This is a genomic window from Wenzhouxiangella sp. AB-CW3 (assembly GCF_014725735.1).
Taxonomy (GTDB): Bacteria; Pseudomonadota; Gammaproteobacteria; order Xanthomonadales; family Wenzhouxiangellaceae; genus Wenzhouxiangella.
In genome coordinates this window covers 869,626-887,537 of record NZ_CP061368.1, presented here as the reverse complement: position 1 = coordinate 887,537, position 17,912 = coordinate 869,626, and the positions used below count along the sequence as shown (strand labels likewise).

The window sequence follows — 17,912 nt, the reverse complement described above, 5'->3', positions numbered from 1 at the left end:
CGCCACAGGCGACGTGGCCCTGTACTCAACCGAGCTCGTCGCGCAGGCGTGCCAGCACCGTCTCGGCGCGTTCCATTTCCAGGATCTCGCCATCAGGGTCGAGCAGGATGAGCTCCGCGGTCTCGCCCTCGCCGTCACGCACCTCGATGTGATAATCACCGCTGTAGTCAACGGTATCGCCACGCCGCCAGAATGCCAGACGGGCCAGACCGGTACGGCCGAGCTCGGGCGCATCATGATCGAAATGGAAGCGGTAGCGACGCTGCGATTCGTCAATTTCGCGCACTTCCATTCCATCACGGTCAAGCGTGGCAGCCAACCGGTCCCAGACACTCTCCGGCTCGTCCTCGACGGCCAGAAACAGCCCCTTGGCACCGAAGCGAATATGGGAGCGCGACCTTTCGGCCACGGCACTGGGCTGAACGTGCGGCGGTCGTGCGCTGCTCTGTCCGGCCAGTTCCGGCAGGAAATAACCGGGCACTTCGTAGGTCATGCGGAACTGCGGCTGATCCAGTCCGGGCGGCGCCTCGATCGGGTCGATCTCCTCGCTGTCGGCATAAATCGGCTGACGGTCGCGGGCGCAGCCGCCGAGCATGGCCAGCAGGGCAGCCGCCAGCAGGATGGAAGAAATGGTATTCAGAATTCGAGTCATACCCCTTGGGTCCGATCATCTAGTAGGTTGGTGAAATGGTTCCCGGGCCAGATCCCGGCAACATCGTTTGACCACGCAAAAGCATGGCAGTTTAGGCAACTTGAGGCGGTCCCGTCCAGTCAGGCGAACCCACCCCGGACGACCGGGCGGATGACGGCCTGATGACAGCGCCGGGCAATGACTTGCGGCCTGCCGGGCGCACAAGTATTCTGACAGTGTAACCCGAAACGCTCTTGCCAAGGGCGAATTTTTCACACAACCCATTGATAAAACAAAATTTTTACATTTCATGAGTAATTCCGACATCCAACTCTCCTCGCCCTCTCTGCCCGCCACCATCCACGGCGAAGTCGCGCTCGAGTCGTTTGCCGGCAAGCCGCTGGTGCTGTATTTCTACCCGCGTGACAACACCCCCGGATGCACCCGGCAGGGCCAGGGATTTCGCGACCTGTACGACGAATTCCGCAAGCATGAATGCGAGATCGTCGGCGTCTCGCGCGACAAGCTGGCCTCGCACGAGAAATTCGCGGCCAAGCACGAGTTCCCCTTTCCGCTGATTGCCGACCCGGATGAAACCCTGTGCCGACAGTTCGATGTCATCAAGGAAAAGAACATGTACGGCAAGAAGGTCATGGGCATCGAGCGCAGCACATTTCTGTTCGACCGGGACGGTCAGCTCGTGCGCGAATGGCGCAAGGTGCGCGTCCCCGGACATGTCGAGGAAGTGCTCGAGGCCGTCAGGGCGCTGTCCTGAACCGGCCGTTCCACTCCCGCATCACGATTCCCGTTACCCCCAGGAGAAAACCACCCCATGGCCGAACGACCGCGGCTCTATCTGCTCGACACCAATGTGCTCATGCACGATCCCACGGCGCTGTTTCGCTTTGCCGAGCACGACATCTACCTGCCGATGATCGTGCTCGAAGAGCTCGACCGGTCGAAGAAGGGGGTGTCCGAAGTCGCCCGCAACGTGCGCCAGGTCAGCCGCTTCATCGGCGAGTTGATGCACCCCGGCGACCGGCTCGAGAACGGACTGGCGCTGACCGAGCCCGAAGGCCTCAATCTGCAGGCCGGCAGCGGGCGGCTGTATTTTCAGACCGAGCAGTTCGAGAATGGCGCCGAGCTGGTCGGTGATCGCTCGCTGGCCGACAACGAGATCCTGCTGGCCGCGCTGTGCCTGAAACGCAGCATGCCCGACACCCAGGTCATCCTGGTGTCCAAGGACATCAACCTGCGCATCAAGGCGGCCATTCACGGCATCACCGCCGAGGACTACTACAACGACCGCGCGCTCGACGACCTCAGCCTGCTCTACACCGGCATCACCGAGCTCAATGGCGACTTCTGGGACGCGCATCCGGCCGCCGACTCCTGGTCGGAGGCTGGCCGCACCTACTACCGGCTCAGTCGCCAGTCCGACGATGAATGGCACCCCAACCAGTGCCTGCAGCTGGCTGAAGACAACGGACTGGAAGCCCTGGTCCGCGAAGTCACCGACCAGGAACTGATCATCGAGGTGGCGCGGGATTTCCGGCGCGAACAGCACAGCGTCTGGGGCATTCAGGCCCGCAACCTGGAACAGAATTTCGCGCTCAACCTGCTGATGGACCCCGACGTGGACTTCGTCACCCTGCTGGGCACGGCCGGCAGCGGCAAGACCCTGCTGGCGCTGGCCGCCGGACTCGCCCAGACCCTCGACGAAAAGGTCTATCGCGAGATCGTCATGACCCGGGCCACCGTCTCGGTGGGCGACGAGATCGGCTACCTGCCCGGCACCGAGGAGGAAAAGATGACGCCGTGGATGGGGGCGCTGACCGACAACCTGGAAGTGCTGACCGAACCCGAGGATCCCGGACAGGGCGGCGAATGGGGGCGCGCCGTGACCAACGAGCTGATGGCCTCGAGAATCAAGATCCGCTCGCTCAACTTCATGCGCGGGCGCACCTTCCTCAATCGCTACCTGATCATCGACGAGGCCCAGAACATCACGCCCAAGCAGATGAAGACGCTGATTACCCGTGCCGGGCCCGGCACCAAGATCGTCTGCCTGGGCAACGTCGAGCAGATCGACACGCCCTACCTGACCGAGACCACCTCCGGCCTGACCTTCGCAGTCGATCGATTCAAGGCCTGGCCGCACGCGGGTCACGTTACGCTCAAGCGCGGCGAGCGTTCTCGCCTGGCCGACTTTGCCTCGGAGGCCCTGTAGGCCTGCTGGCCGACACTGCTTGCAGCGGTTATGCTGGTCGGTCAAGGGAGACGACCAGCTACACCCATGTCCGGGAACAATCACGACAATGATGCCGACGACCTGACCCGCCCCGCCACCCAGGTGGAGGGCTGGGATGAACTGCCCGAGGCTTCGGCCGAGCAATGGCAGCCCGGCCAGCGCCTGGGCCCCTTCCTGCTCAAGAAGCAGCTTGGCAGCGGCGGCATGGGCCTGGTCTGGCTGGCCGAGCAGGTCGCCCCCCTCAGACGTGAGGTGGCGTTGAAGGTCATGCGACCCGAGCGTCGCTCACGCCTGGCCGAAGCGCATTTTGAAGTCGAACGGCAGGCCCTGGCGCAACTGTCCCACGACGCCATCGCCCGCATCTACGATGCCGGAGAGTTGCCTGACGGCAACCTTTTCTTCGCGATGGAGTATGTCCCCGGCAAGCCCCTGCATGAGCACATTGCCGCTCACCCTCCCTCGCTCAGGGAGTTGGTGGCATTGATGGTGGAAGTCTGCGGCGGCCTGCAGCACGCACATCAGCACGGCCTGATCCATCGCGATATCAAACCGGCCAACATCCTGGTCGGGCAACGGTATCAACGCCCGCAACCCAAGATTATCGACTTCGGCATTGCCATCGAGAGCGTCGGCGAGAACCTGGGTTCGGGACGCGGCCTGTATCGGGCCGGCACCGCCGCCTACATGGCGCCGGAACAACGCGATCGCGACGGTGGCCGCATCGATGTACGCACGGATGTCTATGCCCTGGGCGCCGTGCTGGCCCATTGCCTGCTCGTCCACGCCGGCGCCGAACTGAGCGAAGGCCAGCGCTTCGACGGCACCACGGCGTACTCGGCCCTGGGCCGGAAAAGCGGCGCGGGCAACCACGCATCAACCGAGGCATTGCCGGAGTGGACGGCCCGTCTCGCCGCACTGCCAGCCGAACTGCGCGCCGTGGCCAGGCGCGCCATGGCCCCCGAGCGCGAACACCGCTACCAGTCGGCCACCGCCATGGCCGAAGACCTGCAGCGCTGGCTGGATGCCGAACCCCTGCAGGCCATGGGCGACAGCAGAAGCTACCGGCTGCGCTGTTTCCTGCGCCGCAACGCCCTGGTCAGCGCGGCCGGCGGCCTGATCGCCCTGGCCCTGATGGGCGGTACCGTGGCTGCCCTGTACGGACTAACCGAGGCGCGCGAGGGTCGCAGCCAGGCCGAAAGCGCACTGGAGCTGGCCGAAAAGCGCAGGATGGAAGCCGAGGAACTGATCCAGTTCATGCTCGGCGACTTTGCCGAGCACCTGCGCCCCATCGGTCGCCTGGACCTGCTCGACTCCATCGGCGCCGAGGCCCTGCGCTACCTCACCGCCCGCGACGCCGGAGACGACTGGGAAAGCGCACTCAGCCGCGCCCGCGCCCTGCGCACCCTGGGCGAAGTCCAGGTCAGGCGTCAGCAGTTCGATGAAGCCACCGACATCCTGGCTCGAAGCGCCGATCTGCTGGAACCATGGCACGAAAAGCAAGCCTCCGAACTGGCAGAGCTTCACTTTGAAGCCGGCCAGATTGCATTCTGGCGCGGTCTGGCCACCTACCGCGAGCGCGATTGGGAGACCACAGAAGTCCATTGGCTGCAGTACAAGCAGCACGCCCAGCGGTTTGCGGAACTTGGCGATGACAAACTGCTGGGACGCCAGGAATTGAGTTACGCCTACAACAACCTGGGCACACTGGCCGAGGCACGCAACCAGTTGACCGAGGCACACGACTACTTCCAGCAGACTATTGAGATGCGCCGCGAATTGGTGGACGAGAACGACGTAGAGAGTGTCATCAACCTGGCTAATGCGCTGTCCTGGTCGGCCCGGATCAAGTCGGCCTTGGGGTTGTCATCCGATGCATGGCGAAGCAATGGAGAGGCGCTGGACTTGCTGGAGGCAGCACGCGACATTGCGCCCGAACATGCTCGCCGTCGCAGCCTGGAGATTAATTTTCGATCCATCCTGGCACGCGATGGCGACACCCTGGGTTTCCATGAGTACGCCCGCAATCAACTGCGCACCGCGCTGCAACAGGCCGAGGTCGATGTCGCCAACGAGCCGGAGCAACCCCGCCGCCAGGCAAACTTGGCCCGAATCGCTTTCCTGCTGGCAACCCTGACCACTCCTGACCACCAAGAGCGAACTGAGCTAGTCACACGCGGTGAGCGGGCGCTGGAGGCTGCCATGGAGCTGGGCCTGGACACACAGCGCACAGTGGAAATACCGGCAGAAGGGTTGCGGGCACGATTGCATGACCCTCGCTACATGCCCAGCGAGGCCGACCTGGCCATCGCCCGGAGAGTATTCGAGGCACTGGAGGAGCGCGAGGAATTCGATGCCCATTTCTTTAACCTGGTAACAGTGGCCACTGCGCTGGTCGAAGCACTGATGGATCGCAGCATCGACCTGCCGAACCGATGGATGGACACGCTGCAGGCACAACTCGATGCCGTGCCGCAAACACAGCACGACAACCTGCGCTACAAGACCACTCGCTATCGACTGGGCCGGATACTGAATCCGCAGGCGTCAGAACTTGAAAGCCTGAAGGAGCGTATCGACAAAGTGCGCCAAGCCGTCAAAATGCACATTCAAGCAGATGAGGCTTGAACTTCGTCACATTTTTTGACTACCATCCAGCTTCATCACGAACCACAAACCACGAAGAGAGACCTCAAACATGAGCAACACACCGGTTACCGTGACCATCGCCAATGACCAGCCACCCTACCGGGTCACGCTGAACCCGCCCGGTCCCTACCGCATCACCGAGCCCAACTCCACGATCACCATGCAGCTGGATGAACAGAGTGCGGGGGCCGGGTTCAAGATGTTCGGCATCGGCTTTCGCGAACCGGAGGCTGAAGACCAGCTCCATGCCAATGTCACGACCACCCGGCATCAGGACGATACCCTGAGGGTCACCGATGCCAAGACCGAGAATGGCCGCTTCGAATTTGTCGTGCTTTACCAGGATCAAGGTGGCGGCACGACAGTCTACGGTTACGATCCAGAAGTCGACAACGACGACTGAAGCCATCCGCCGGCCCGGCAATGCCGGGCCGTACCATCTTCAAGCCACACGTCCCGAGCAGGTCAGACGTACAGGCCCTCTCACCTAGCACCTCGCACTATGTGCGCAAAGTGAATTCATACCGAAGTTCTCCCGATGGCTGGCCGGCGGCAGCATAACTACGTTCGGCCACCAGGCACCGCGACTGCAGGGCCAGCACGGTGGTGCAGCGCGTGCCGTAACGCTCACCCACGATAAAGGGCGATGACAGAAAACGCTCCAGCTCGTCGCCGACGCCGGTATCGGGCAATTCGTCGTCGGGGGCAGTGGCGCGATCCTGCATCAGCCCGAACAGGCGCTTCGCATCGATTTCGGCTGATGACGGCAAACCTTCCAGCGCCGTAGCCACACGGCGCGACTTGGGCCAGGGTTCGTCTAACAGCCCATTCGAAAGCGCGTGAATACCCGGGCCGACAGCAGTCGGCCCGGCATGGGTCGAGCAATACCACAGCGTGCCCCGATCGCCCGCCAGCAGGTTGAACGGCCCGTAATCTCCCCGACGCCGGTAAACGGCATGCACGTAGTCGGCCGGTGAGCCATTCCCCCTGATGAAATCGGTCGGCAGTTCACCACGCGAACGCTGGCCACTTTTGCCGCGCGGGTCGCGAAAATTGGTCACCGCCGCCCAGCGACCATCCCGCCCCACGGCCAGCCAGGTGCCACCCGCCTGTTCATCACGCCCGGCCAGTGGCCCCACCGGCCAGTCCCACCAGGCCATGGGCCGCGTCGGCCGCTCATGAAACTCATCGCGATTTGCGGCCAGCAACAGGTGGCGTGGCTGGTGGGGGGTGAAGGCGAAGGTGATCAGGCACATGGGGGGATGGTAGCGGGGGGAAGTGTGAAGTGTGAAGTGTGAAGTGTGAAGTGTGAAGTGTGGAGTGTGGAGTGTGGAGTGTGGAGTGTGGAGTGTGGAGTGTGGAGTGTGGAGTGTTAAGTGGGAGGTGGGAGTTGGAACCAGTCAGGGGGAAACCCAGAAAACCGTCGTCCCGGAATCGCCAAAGGCGATATCCGGGACCTCGCACGCTGCAGACCAGCACGGCTCAAAGGCTTCACCCAAAGCCGTGCCAGCTCAACCCTGCGAGGCCCCGGCGCCAAGGCCGGGACGACAGCGCTCCCCACCCCCAAAAACCGTCGTCCCGGAAAATGCGAAGCATTTATCCGGGATCTCGCACGTTGCGGAACGGCACGGCTCAGAGGCTTCGCTCAAGGCCATTCCACCTCAACCGTGCGAGGTCCCGGCTCGGAGCCTGTCCCGGACTTGATCCGGGAGCCGGGATGACAGGATTGGCGACAAGATGCAGGTGTGGGCGAGGTGTTGGGGACTCAGAAGATTTCGGCCTCCAGGCCAGCGGCCATGGCCATGCCGAGTTCTTGGCACTGGTGCAGAAAGTCTTCATTCCACTCGCCGTGGCAAATCAGTGGCTCCTGTACGGCTTTCCAGTTGAGCCCCCCACAGATGCTCTCGATGGCTCGTCGAGTGCCCGTGCCATCCTTGCCGGCGCGGATGAACATCGCGTAGGGCATGGCGTCGGTCTTTTCGATGACGTCGTAGAAACAGCGGTCGAAAAAGTCCTTGAGCGCGCCGCTCATGTAGCCCAGGTTCTCGGTGGTGCCGAACACGACCGCGTCGGCACCCAGCACATCCTCGGCATTGGCCTCCAGCGGCCGGACGTGACGGGCCTCGACCCCCTTGATGGCCTCGTCTGCGGCGCCGTCGAGCACGGCCTGCACCATTGCCCGGGTGTTCGGAGAGGGATCGTGGGCGAGGACGAGCAACTTCCGCATACGGCTTCCTTCAAGCTGCAAAACGTCCGGCCAGTGTAGACCGGGGTTGCACCCCCGGTACTCCAAACCTCACTGATCGCCATCAAAGCGCCAGATGCCACCATCATTGACGACATACTAATGCGGTCACCCTCGAGACTGGCCACCGGGCCGCGATAGCGATAGCCCCCGGTGACCGCACATTCCGGCTGGCTGTTGATCGGGTATTCCAGCACTGGGAACAGGTGATCGTGAGCACATGGCTGCGCCGGAGTCTGGTACGGATAGGTATAGCTGGCCTCGCACAGCTTCCAGCCGTATTCGACACCGCCACCATGACCTGCCGGCTCGAAATGGACTTCCTCCCATCGGTTCTGCCCGACATCGGCAATCCACAGATCGCCCGTGTCACGATCAAAACTCCAGCGCCAGGGATTGCGCAGGCCGTAACTCCAGGTTTCCTCCTCCGGCTCCCCCTCGCACCGCAGACTTGCCCCAGCTTACCACCATGACTTGAAGTGACTGTATCGAGTGTCTAGACTCGACCAACGCCAAGGAGGATCAGCGACCACCCACCATGCTTATTCGACTAACGTGTCTGCCTGCTCTTGCAGCCCTGTTCTTGTTGGCTGGCTGCGCCACTTCGCCCCTTCCCTTCGAATCCGGTCAGCGGCCGGAGATGAACCAGGCGTTGTTCGGTGAACCCGTCCCGGTGCCTAATGAAGCAGAGGTCTTTGAGCTGTCGCAACAGCAAATCGATGCACTGGAGCGGTTTCTGTCCCGGTACGACGATGACGCCAACCTGCACTGGCAGCTCGCCCGCTTCATCGAAGGTCATCTTTCCAACTTCGATTACTATGGGCAGACGCTGACCGCTTCACAGGCGTTGCAGGACCAGAAAGGCGACTGCATGTCGCTGGCCATCATTACTGCCGCCTTTACCCGGCATCTCGGTCTTGAGCACAACTATCAATTGATGCTCACGCCGCCCACATTCGAACGTCACGACGACCTTGTGCTGGTCAGCGACCACGTGCGCACCCGCGTCTACCCTCCAGCAGGCCTGGAGGACAATGACCGCTCCGACCGATCGACGCGACGGGCCATCATCGATTACTTCCCCAGTCGCGAACGTCAGCCTTCGCGCCCGGTTGCCGAAGACGAATTCCTGGCCATGTATTACCGCAACGTGGCGGCCGAAGTGCTGGTCGAGGGCGAGCTGGAGCATGCTTTCTGGTTGATCGAAAAGGCCGCCCGTATCGACCCGGACAACGCATCGGTGCTCAACCTGGCGGCCGTCATTCATCGGCGGGCCGGAGACTACGACACCGCCGAGGCCCTGCTCCGATACACCGCCGGCAAACACCCAAATGACGTCAATGTGCTGCACAATCTGCATACCGTGCTGGAACGCCGTGGGCACGACACGGAAGCACGGGCCGTGCTGGAACGACTGGCCCACCTGCCCGACCACAACCCATATCCCCGCCTGATGCTGGCCCGCGAACTGGTCGAGTCCGGTCAGCTTGACCGCGCCCTGGAAATCTACGAAGCGGTCATCGAACAGATGCCCTATGTCCACATGGCCTACTGGGGACTGGCGACCGTACACTACAAGCAGGGCGACGAGTTCAGGGCACGGCAGGCCATGGAGCAGGCCCTGGAACTGGCCCATGCCCCGCGACACGAGCGCATGTATACGGCCAAGCTCGATTCACTGGAAGTCGCCAACCCCAAGGGTCACGCCATGCCGTAACGCTGCCTTCGGCGGCGAAAAGCACAATCCGCGACGGCAATTTGGCATCCCTCGCCCCACTTTTGCGTTGGTAGTGGGCAGGCAAGAAATGTTGAGTTGTCATGGATCACATCAAGAATCGCACCCACTGGGCTACCGGCGTATTGTTGCTGACCTTGGCCGGTATGCCGGCACTGGCCGACGAGCCCGATACTGTCTGGACCGGACAATCAGGCAGCGACTGGTTCGAGGCCGGAAACTGGAGTTCGGGCGTACCCGAAACGGGCGACCGGGTCCATATCGATACCAGCGACCCCAACCCCACCGAAGTGACAGCTGCCGGGACCGAGGAAATCGGTGATCTGGTTGTCGGAGTGGAAGACGAAGGCAGCGCCACTCTGATCATCGAACAAGGCGGGGCACTGGACCAGCAAGGCAGCACCAACATCGCGCTGGAGTCCGGCTCGGAAGGCTCGGCGACGGTCTCGGGTTCCGACTCGACCTGGATCGCGGGTGCGGAGCTGATCGTCGGAGAGGAAGGCGACGGAACGCTGCTCATCGAGGATGGCGGCACCATGACACACCAGAACTTTGTCAGCGTCGGTGGCGTAGCCGGCGGGGAGGGGTCGGTGACGGTCACCGGCGCCGGATCGACCTGGAACGCCGGCGGCACGATGAATATCGGGCGACACGGCACCGGGACGGTCACAATCGAGTATGGCGGCGAAGTCTTCAGCGGAGCGGCCCGGGTCCCGATTGGCGGTGGCCTGAGCGATGGCACCCTGATCGTCCGGGGCGCCGGCTCCAAGCTGGAACTGGCCGAAGGGACCGCCAACAGTCACCTCACCCTGGGCTGGACTGGCGCCGGCGAGATGCTGATCGAAGACGGCGGCCGGGTAGTGAACGAGGATGGACGCATCGCGTTTGGCACGGGCACCACCGCCACGGCCACCATCGACGGCCCGGACTCGGAGTGGATCAACGATGCCGGGGTGCAGATGCGCGCCGGCGCCGGCACGCTCAACATCCGCAACGGCGCAACCGTCAGCGTGGACGGCGGCAGCGGCACGGTGGATGTCGCTGAGGAAAGCGATTCCGAATCGGTCATATACATCGGCAATGGAGAGCAACCCGGACTGATCGATGCCACCACGATTTCCGGCGGCAGCGGCGATGCCGAACTGGTGTTCGATCACAACTCCGGCGGACATTACTTCACCACGGACGGAACAGCCGCGGGTAACGAGATCGAGTTGACTGGTTCGCTGGCGCTGCGACATGCCGGACCGGGCAACACCACCCTGCCCGGCAACCATTCCCATGCTGGAACCACGCTGGTCACGGGCGGCACACTGCGAGTTACCGGCGACATGACCAGCACGGTGACGGTGGACGATGGTGGCGCGCTGGCTGGTGCCGGCAGCACGGGGGCCGTCGAGGTCAACAACGGGGGCATACTGTCGCCCGACGCGATGGCCGAGAGCCTGGAAATCGACTCCAGCCTGACCATGAACGCCGACGCCAACGCAAAGTTCCGCCTGGCCGAACCGGCCGCCCCGGAAAACAGTCATGTCGAGGTCGATGGCGACCTGGTCCTCGACGGCACCATCGATGTTCAGATACGCCAAGGCTTCACGGAAGGCACCTACGTCCTGATGACCTACACCGGCACACTGCAGGACAACGGAATCGATCTCGGGCAGTTGCACGGCAGCGGCTACCTCGACACCGGCACACCGGGTGAGCTTCGTCTTGTGGTTGAGGAGGTCGATCGCATCATATTCGATGACCGGTTCGAGAGCTGACACAGAAGGTACACTGGCCTGACAGCACGCACACGACATCGCGGATGAAAGACAGGCCCGACCGGGAACCAATACTCAAGTATGCCGATGCGCGCATCGACCGCGCCGCTGCACTGCGCGAGGATCCGGGCTGGGTCGAAAAGGCGCTGAAACAGTCTGACGCCCGCATCATTGCGACCTGGCGCAGTCGTCATCTGCTTTGCATCACGGAGTCCGACCAGCCGCGGGCCGTGCGATTGAGCCCGGAGCATCTGGCCGAACACATGGTCGAGCATGGCGAGGCGGTTTTTCTCGGCATGGAAGACAGCATGACGCTGTTTGCCGTCGACCTGTCGGACCGGATCGATCCCGAGCCCGAGCTGGAGCCGGAAGCCAGTTTCGTCGACCTGCGCCGCTTCGGCCCCCTGCTCGATGGCCATGACGCCAACCTGCTGGCCTATGCCCGCGCCATGCTCAACTGGCATCGCAACCATCAGTACTGCGGCCGCTGCGGCGCGGCCACGGCCAGCAGTGCCGGCGGTCATCGCCGTCAATGCACCAGCAAGGACTGCGGGCACATGAGCTTTCCCCGCACCGATCCGGCCATCATCGTGCTGGTCGAACATCCAGGCGACGACGATGGCCCTCCGCGTTGCCTGCTCGGTCGCTCGGCCCACTTTCCGGAGGGCATGTATTCCACCCTGGCCGGATTCGTCGAACCGGGCGAAAGCCTGGAACAGACCGTGCGCCGCGAAGTCTTCGAGGAAGCCGGCATCGAGCTGGCCTCGGTGCGCTACCTGGCCTCCCAGCCCTGGCCCTTCCCCGGTTCGCTGATGCTCGGATTCCACGCAACAGCCAGCAGCACCATCATTCGGCGCAACGACGAAGAACTCGAAGCCGTACGCTGGTTCAGCCTCGACGAAGTCGACCAGTTTGGCGAATCGGGCGAAACCGATGGCCTTTGCCTGCCACGACCCGACTCCATCGCGCGCTTCCTGATCGACCACTGGTGCGACAAGATGCACGGGCGCGAATCCAAGGGGAATTGACTGCCTGAAGGCTTTGGCATAGGCTATGGCATATGCCATGGCTGGAGATCTGGAGATGACGACATCGGAACGACAGGTGCGACTGTTCCGCAACGGGCGCAACCAGGCATTGCGTATTCCCCGCGAGTTCGAACTGGAAGGCGACGAGGCCATCCTGCACAAGGAAGGTGATCGGCTGATCATCGAGCCGGTTCGCAAGGGCAAGCTGCTGGCCCTGCTGGCCTCGCTCGAGCCACTGGATGTGCCGTTTCCGGACGTGGACGAGGATCTGCCTGAACTGGACGACGATGCATTGTGAGTAGCCGCTTTCGCTACCTGCTCGACACCAATATCATTTCCGACCTGGTGCGCCATCCGCAAGGCCCGGTCGCCCATCGCATCTCCGAGCTGGGGGAGGACACGGTCTGTACAAGTATCGTGGTTTCCGCCGAGCTGCGATACGGTGCGGCGAAATCCGGATCGGAGAAACTGGCTCACCGAGTCGAACTGCTGCTTTCGGCCCTGGAAATTCTACCGCTCGAATCCCCGGCCGATCACCACTATGCAGAACTCCGTGATCATCTGACCCGCCAGGGAACCCTCATCGGTCCCAATGACTTGCTGATCGCCGCTCATGCGCTGGCTATGGGCATGACAATCGTGACCGCAAACGAACGCGAGTTCTTGCGAGTCCCTGGACTTGGGGTCGAGAACTGGCTGCCTGGTTCGGATCGGGACAGGTAAACTCTCGGGCCATGCCGGGCTCGAATGGAAGACAAATTCTTGAGCGATTCCAGGTGCTGGTCTACCTGGCCGCCATTGGCACCGGTCTGGCCGTCGGTCTCGCCGCGCCGCCGGGGCTGCATGCACTGGCGGTTGTGGTCTGGCCCCTGCTGGCGCTGCTCCTCTACACCGTCTTTACCCAGGTGCCGCTGACTGGTCTGCGCGAGGCCCTGACCGACTGGCGTTTCCTGCAAGTTGCGGTGATCGGCAACTTCCTTGTCATCCCGGTTCTGGTGTTCGGCCTCATGCATCTGCTGCCCGACGATCCGGCCATTCGCATCGGGGTGGTTCTGGTATTGCTGGTCCCATGCACCGACTGGTTCATCACCTTCACCCACCTGGGCGGCGGTGACACCAAGCGCGCACTGGCCTTCTCGCCGGTCAGCCTGCTGATGCAATTTCTGTTGTTGCCGTTCTACCTGTGGCTGTTTCTGGGAGATTCCTTTGTCGTGGCCATAGCCCGGCGGGAAATGCTGCTGGCCTTCGCCGGGCTGATCGTCCTGCCCCTGCTGGCCGCGTTCGTGACCGAAAAACTCGCCGATCGCTCGCGGCCCTGGCAGGATTGGACACAGACGCTGGGCTGGTTGCCGGTACCGCTGCTGGCCATGGTGGTGTTCGTCATCTCGGCCACGCAGGTACAACCGATACTGGGTTCAGCGCCGCTGCTGTTGCATCTCTTGCTTGTCTACACCGGCTTTCTACTTGCCGCGGCCATACTGGCAAAATGCCTTGCCCGCTTCTGGACACTGCCGATAGAGCAGGGACGTGTGCTGGCATTCAGTCTCGGCACGCGCAACTCCTTCGTCGTACTGCCACTGGCACTGGCCTTGCCGGCAACCCACGAACTGGCCGTCGTGGCCATCGTCTTTCAGTCATTGGTCGAACTGCTCGGGATGGCCGTGTTTCTCTGGTGGGTGCCCCGCAAGCTCTTCCCGACACCGCACTATTAACCCGGTAACCAAACAGGTTGCTGGGTTAATGCCCGGACGGAACGGCCGGGGCCGCGAAGCGAAGGCATTTTCGGACATGTGCCGCAAATGCCGCGCAACGAATACCGTAGGTATTTCGTTGCCGGTTTAATAGCGGGCCATGCCTGAATGCCGTGATTGTCAGAACCCGGCAGATCGACTGCGTCACCAGGTCAAGCACTGTGTCGGCAACGAGATTCGTGGCACGGTTGACTGGGACTCGATCCCGAATGACCTGGCGCTGGTGTATGACCATGCCAGGGCCCATCCCGATATTGATCCCGACCGAATCGTCGTACTGGTCCACTCGGAAGGCGTGGTGCATACCGCCCGCCTCATCAGTGATCAGCGCATCAATCCGCTCGGACTGGTCCTGCTGGCCAGACCTGCCGAAAGCCCACGTAACACTGTCCGCTGGCAGTGGGCCAGCCGGGCCGCAACCGGGTTTCTCGAACAGGTAGGCGGTGCTGGCAGTCAGGCGGTAAGCAACGAAGGCATCGCTGGTTGGTGCCGGGAGCAGGGTATGCCCGATGCCAGCTGCGAGCAGTTCATGGCACCGAACGAAGGCTGGAGCGACTCAACACTGACAGAAACGATGAAAGGTCGAGAATTCGAGACGATGAAGGAGAGTTGGCTGTCGCTCCCGGGAGAAGACCCATACGCGCATCATCTCGCCGAGGCAGGCGGCGTGTTTGCTTCCATGAACTGGTGGCAAGGCTGGCTGAGTGATCACACCCCCGTCGTTGATCGCTTGAAGAGCTACGAAGGCGCCATTTCTGTAGTACTTGGGGATACAGACGCCGTGGTGCCGCTCGATCGTCAGCGAGATTTCTACGAGAACCTTGCTCGATCACAGCCGGACACATTCGAGCTGGTGGTCATGCCCGGTAAAGTCCATGCGCTCGGTTCCAATGCCGTCTCCGGCCCCATGTCCGAACAAGCGAAACTGCGTGTAACCGAGACCATAAGGACAATGCTGGAAATCAATAAACCAGACTCATGACAAGGGTTGCATCCGGTTTCTCAAGGCCAGAATTGCTCACCAAGCCGGGCCTCTCCCTGGTGTTCGCAATACACGGACTCGAGCCGGGAGCAACCGTGCCGAATGGCACTGTTGCAGGCCAATGCTTGCGTGATAAAAAGGGTCACAGAGCAAACCGCGTGAAACTTCGTAAACAGCCATTCCCTGTTCCGTGATCGAGGCACACACACCAAGGCAATCACGCTTCCAGCCAGGCACCATACTGGCTGGTCATCGCCACCGTCATGCCTATGCCGCATTGGTGCTGGAAGGAGAGTATGAAGAACTTAGTGTGGATGGGCGAGTACATTGCCCAACTGGTGCAATCGTTTTGCACCCGCCCTGGCACATGCATGCGGACCGTTTCGGCTGCCACGGGGCATTGGTCATCGACCTTGAATTGCCCGATGATTTTGCGTGGGAAACAGGATATCGAGCGTGGCAAGTCGACTCGATCGAGAAATTGGCTTGTCTGGCTCAACGTGATCCGGCAATGGCATTTGACTGCATCGCCGCTAGCGCCGAAAGCCTTGCCTTGATCGAGCCGCCTTTGTGGCTGGAGCGCTTTGTCCGTGGGCTGATTGGCAACTCACTTCCGATCACTCTTATTGCGAGAAGGTGCGGCGTAACCCCGGAGCATGCCAGCCGGATGTGCCGGCGCTGGTTCAGTGCCAATCCAACTATTATTCGCCGGGAATTTCGTGCCCGCAAGGCACTGGAACTGCTCAAGGCTGGCTGTCGTCCCGCCCAGGTCGCTACCGAAGCCGGATTCGCCGACCAACCACACATGACCCGAACCCTGAAGTCCATGACGGGAGCCACGCCAGCACATATCCAGTCGAACTGGAAAACAGGCAGATAGATCAGGTGCGTTCAAGACTGCCTGGTAGTTTGCTCAGATAATGGCCATCAGGATCAAACGGAACCAGGCGACTGATGAACAACCTTTGGTTCAGCCTTGCCCTGCTGGCCGGCACGATGCTGACGAATACGACGACTGCACAAGAGGCCGAAGGAACCGAATGGATAGTCTCGACTTCTCCAGGACTTGATGCACTGCTCTTGATTGGAATGGCAGCGGGAAACGAACTGCAGGAAGAGCGGTATGCCGACGAAATCTCCTGGCTGATGGAGCAAATAGATGGCAGCGGAAAGGAAGCCCTGAAGCAGTTGGACAAGCATATCCGTCAGGACTCCGGGGCGCTGACCGGTCCTGCGCTATGCCTCTTCTTCTCCGGATACCCGACTGCATCGATCGACGATCTGTTGACATCAGCCCGACAGATGGAGGCCAGGATCATGTCGCCACTGAAGGAATCTCCCTTCTGGGGCGGCGAGGACAGCAGAGAACTGATCGAGAGGACAGTTCCGCCTGTCAAGGTGATTCTCGAACAGTTGCAGCAGGCCGGGTATGCCGAATGGTACCAGGATCAGTTTGGTGATCAGTTGCAACAGGCTGTTGAAAAGTTTGATGACGCGCTGTCCGGCTACGACATCATCCCGATACAGCAGCACCTTCTGGGCCAACCTCTGGATCCACACCTTCGTGTCGATATCCTGAAATTCTCGTGGCCCCATGGCATTCGAGTTCTTGGCCAGCGCTTCATCAGTCATCCCGAATACGATATCGAAATCACGCTCCATGTGGCCAGGCATGAATTATTCCATCCACCCTTCGATTTTGAAGATCAACACTACTGGCAAGCACTGGCGGAACTCGAAAAAAGCGAATTAATCCAATCCATCCTTGAGCATTCCAATCCAGCCTACGGCTATAACTCATTCGAGGCACTCGTAAACGAGGGTTCTGCGCAGGCACTGGACCATCTGGTTGCCGAAAAGATGGATATGGCGCACGATCCCGGAGAACGCTGGAGAGAGTCAGACGGCGGCATGCACCTGCTGGCAGCCGCACTCTATCATGCAATGAAAGAAGATGAGTATCACCTCCGGGGTGGTGACTATGGCAAATGGTTGTTGTCGGCCGTTGAACGAGGTTTGATCAATGGCGATGCGGTAAGGGAAAGAGCCATCGAGGTTGTTGGGCGAGAGGCCGTGGAGTCGTGGATATCACGCAAGGCGGAGTCTGACTGATCCGCCTCTACAGCCCCGTGCCAGTCGCCGGCCAAAACGGCCGGCGACGCAACACCGGTATCACGCCTCAGGGCATCTCCAGCTCCAGGTAGGGCCCAAACTCTTCAATATCACCGTTTTCGAACGAGAACGGAGCAAATGGCGTTCGACGATCCGGCCGATCGACCGCTTCACCGAACAGCACTTTCTGCACCTCATCCACATCCGAGGTCACGATGTGCGGTTGTTCCCGAAGCTCCTGCACCATGCGGCTGACGCCACCGCCTTCTGACCGGGCATACACGCCGATGAAGGGGCTGTCGAAGTTCTCTTCGTTCCAGCGCACAACCAGGCGTGCTTCGCTGCTGGTGTCAACAACTTCGGTCTCGCCCACCGGGTCGCCCTGGAAAGTATAGGCATCCACTCTGACCTCGTCCCAGTCCACTTCGGGGTCATAGGCAAAGAAGCGCCGACCGCCCAGCGACCGGCCCAGCTTGTCGTCGCCGAGGTAGAACTTGTAGCGACTCGCCTCGTCGATCTCTCGCCACTCCACCAAAACCACCTCTTCCACTTCCATATGCACCTCGGGTTCGGCGTGCACATTCTGTACGGGCAGCATCAAGGCCAGGCCCACGGCAACCATTCCGGCCAAACACACAGAGTTTTTCATGCTGAAACCTCCTTTGGTTTATTGGGTTCGTAGCTGTCTCAACGAGAAGGGGGTCGGTTTAGTGCCACACCGGGTTGGATGAAGGTACGTTCACGCCCTACCCGAGACCGGGGTTA

At 61.5% G+C, this 17,912-nt stretch carries 17 protein-coding genes and 1 pseudogene; 13 read left to right on the top strand and 5 right to left on the bottom strand.

The window, feature by feature from the left end:
- Positions 1–25: 25 nt before the first annotated feature.
- Positions 26–652, bottom strand: coding sequence for an outer membrane protein assembly factor BamC (gene bamC, locus IC757_RS03750; RefSeq protein ID WP_190976052.1), 627 nt, complete (start codon positions 650–652; stop codon positions 26–28).
- Between the two features lie 289 nt (positions 653–941).
- On the opposite strand from bamC, the gene IC757_RS03745 reads away from it, so the two are divergent.
- The 4 genes from IC757_RS03745 to IC757_RS03730 all read left to right on the top strand — a co-directional run bounded on the left by IC757_RS03745 (position 942) and on the right by IC757_RS03730 (position 5,931).
- Positions 942–1,406, top strand: a complete 465-nt coding sequence (locus IC757_RS03745) for a peroxiredoxin (RefSeq protein ID WP_190976051.1) — start codon at positions 942–944, stop codon at positions 1,404–1,406.
- A 57-nt stretch (positions 1,407–1,463) separates the two neighbouring features.
- Positions 1,464–2,861, top strand: coding sequence for a PhoH family protein (locus tag IC757_RS03740; RefSeq protein WP_190976050.1), 1,398 nt, complete (start codon positions 1,464–1,466; stop codon positions 2,859–2,861).
- Between the two features lie 66 nt (positions 2,862–2,927).
- Complete coding sequence (locus IC757_RS03735) at positions 2,928–5,507, top strand: serine/threonine protein kinase (protein ID WP_190976049.1); 2,580 nt, start codon at positions 2,928–2,930, stop codon at positions 5,505–5,507.
- Between the two features lie 70 nt (positions 5,508–5,577).
- Positions 5,578–5,931 carry a DP-EP family protein gene (locus IC757_RS03730; RefSeq protein WP_190976048.1) on the top strand — a complete coding sequence of 118 codons (354 nt, stop codon included), beginning with the start codon at positions 5,578–5,580 and terminating at the stop codon, positions 5,929–5,931.
- Between the two features lie 97 nt (positions 5,932–6,028).
- Here the strand turns inward: IC757_RS03730 and IC757_RS03725 are convergent, their stop codons facing one another.
- From IC757_RS03725 to IC757_RS03715, 3 genes and pseudogenes are all read right to left on the bottom strand, one after another.
- Positions 6,029–6,784, bottom strand: a complete 756-nt coding sequence (locus IC757_RS03725; protein ID WP_190976047.1) for an NRDE family protein — start codon at positions 6,782–6,784, stop codon at positions 6,029–6,031.
- Between the two features lie 509 nt (positions 6,785–7,293).
- On the bottom strand, positions 7,294–7,755 hold the full coding sequence (locus IC757_RS03720) for a flavodoxin family protein (RefSeq protein WP_190976046.1): 462 nt from the start codon (positions 7,753–7,755) through the stop codon (positions 7,294–7,296).
- A 260-nt stretch (positions 7,756–8,015) separates the two neighbouring features.
- Positions 8,016–8,222, bottom strand: a pseudogene (locus IC757_RS03715) (PQQ-dependent sugar dehydrogenase); the annotation flags it as partial.
- Between the two features lie 224 nt (positions 8,223–8,446).
- On the opposite strand from IC757_RS03715, the gene IC757_RS03710 reads away from it, so the two are divergent.
- From IC757_RS03710 to IC757_RS03670, 9 genes are all read left to right on the top strand, one after another.
- Entirely contained in the window at positions 8,447–9,490 is a 1,044-nt protein-coding gene (locus tag IC757_RS03710; protein WP_190976045.1) for a tetratricopeptide repeat protein, read from the top strand.
- Between the two features lie 101 nt (positions 9,491–9,591).
- Complete coding sequence (locus IC757_RS03705; RefSeq protein WP_190976044.1) at positions 9,592–11,274, top strand: hypothetical protein; 1,683 nt, start codon at positions 9,592–9,594, stop codon at positions 11,272–11,274.
- Between the two features lie 44 nt (positions 11,275–11,318).
- A complete protein-coding gene (nudC, locus tag IC757_RS03700; RefSeq protein ID WP_190976043.1) occupies positions 11,319–12,302 on the top strand; it encodes an NAD(+) diphosphatase in 984 nt (327 codons plus the stop codon).
- 55 nt (positions 12,303–12,357) lie between these two features.
- Positions 12,358–12,600 (top strand): antitoxin, encoded by a 243-nt coding sequence (locus IC757_RS03695; RefSeq protein ID WP_190976042.1) that lies wholly within the window; start codon positions 12,358–12,360, stop codon positions 12,598–12,600.
- Positions 12,597–13,025 (top strand): type II toxin-antitoxin system VapC family toxin, encoded by a 429-nt coding sequence (locus tag IC757_RS03690; protein WP_190976041.1) that lies wholly within the window; start codon positions 12,597–12,599, stop codon positions 13,023–13,025. The genes IC757_RS03695 and IC757_RS03690 overlap by 4 nt, the downstream gene beginning before the upstream one ends.
- 11 nt (positions 13,026–13,036) lie before the next feature.
- The gene (locus IC757_RS03685) at positions 13,037–14,014 is read left to right on the top strand and encodes an arsenic resistance protein (RefSeq protein ID WP_190976040.1); all 978 of its coding nucleotides are present in this window, start codon (positions 13,037–13,039) and stop codon (positions 14,012–14,014) included.
- Positions 14,015–14,153: 139 nt separating this feature from the next.
- Positions 14,154–15,035 carry a hypothetical protein gene (locus IC757_RS03680; protein ID WP_190976039.1) on the top strand — a complete coding sequence of 294 codons (882 nt, stop codon included), beginning with the start codon at positions 14,154–14,156 and terminating at the stop codon, positions 15,033–15,035.
- A 190-nt stretch (positions 15,036–15,225) separates the two neighbouring features.
- Positions 15,226–15,915 (top strand): helix-turn-helix transcriptional regulator, encoded by a 690-nt coding sequence (locus IC757_RS03675; RefSeq protein ID WP_190976038.1) that lies wholly within the window; start codon positions 15,226–15,228, stop codon positions 15,913–15,915.
- Between the two features lie 74 nt (positions 15,916–15,989).
- Positions 15,990–17,147 carry a hypothetical protein gene (locus IC757_RS03670; RefSeq protein WP_190976037.1) on the top strand — a complete coding sequence of 386 codons (1,158 nt, stop codon included), beginning with the start codon at positions 15,990–15,992 and terminating at the stop codon, positions 17,145–17,147.
- 67 nt (positions 17,148–17,214) lie between these two features.
- Here IC757_RS03670 and IC757_RS03665 read toward each other — a convergent pair whose 3' ends face one another.
- Entirely contained in the window at positions 17,215–17,796 is a 582-nt protein-coding gene (locus IC757_RS03665) for a hypothetical protein (RefSeq protein ID WP_190976036.1), read from the bottom strand.
- Positions 17,797–17,912 lie beyond the last annotated feature (116 nt).

Coding starts and splice junctions, on each gene's coding strand:
- bamC (WP_190976052.1), bottom strand. CDS start 652: ATGACTCGAATTCTGAATACCATTTCTTCCATCCTGCTGGCGGCTGCC.
- IC757_RS03745 (WP_190976051.1), top strand. CDS start 942: ATGAGTAATTCCGACATCCAACTCTCCTCGCCCTCTCTGCCCGCCACC.
- IC757_RS03740 (WP_190976050.1), top strand. CDS start 1,464: ATGGCCGAACGACCGCGGCTCTATCTGCTCGACACCAATGTGCTCATG.
- IC757_RS03735 (WP_190976049.1), top strand. CDS start 2,928: ATGTCCGGGAACAATCACGACAATGATGCCGACGACCTGACCCGCCCC.
- IC757_RS03730 (WP_190976048.1), top strand. CDS start 5,578: ATGAGCAACACACCGGTTACCGTGACCATCGCCAATGACCAGCCACCC.
- IC757_RS03725 (WP_190976047.1), bottom strand. CDS start 6,784: ATGTGCCTGATCACCTTCGCCTTCACCCCCCACCAGCCACGCCACCTG.
- IC757_RS03720 (WP_190976046.1), bottom strand. CDS start 7,755: ATGCGGAAGTTGCTCGTCCTCGCCCACGATCCCTCTCCGAACACCCGG.
- IC757_RS03705 (WP_190976044.1), top strand. CDS start 9,592: ATGGATCACATCAAGAATCGCACCCACTGGGCTACCGGCGTATTGTTG.
- nudC (WP_190976043.1), top strand. CDS start 11,319: ATGAAAGACAGGCCCGACCGGGAACCAATACTCAAGTATGCCGATGCG.
- IC757_RS03695 (WP_190976042.1), top strand. CDS start 12,358: ATGACGACATCGGAACGACAGGTGCGACTGTTCCGCAACGGGCGCAAC.
- IC757_RS03685 (WP_190976040.1), top strand. CDS start 13,037: ATGCCGGGCTCGAATGGAAGACAAATTCTTGAGCGATTCCAGGTGCTG.
- IC757_RS03680 (WP_190976039.1), top strand. CDS start 14,154: ATGCCTGAATGCCGTGATTGTCAGAACCCGGCAGATCGACTGCGTCAC.
- IC757_RS03670 (WP_190976037.1), top strand. CDS start 15,990: ATGAACAACCTTTGGTTCAGCCTTGCCCTGCTGGCCGGCACGATGCTG.
- IC757_RS03665 (WP_190976036.1), bottom strand. CDS start 17,796: ATGAAAAACTCTGTGTGTTTGGCCGGAATGGTTGCCGTGGGCCTGGCC.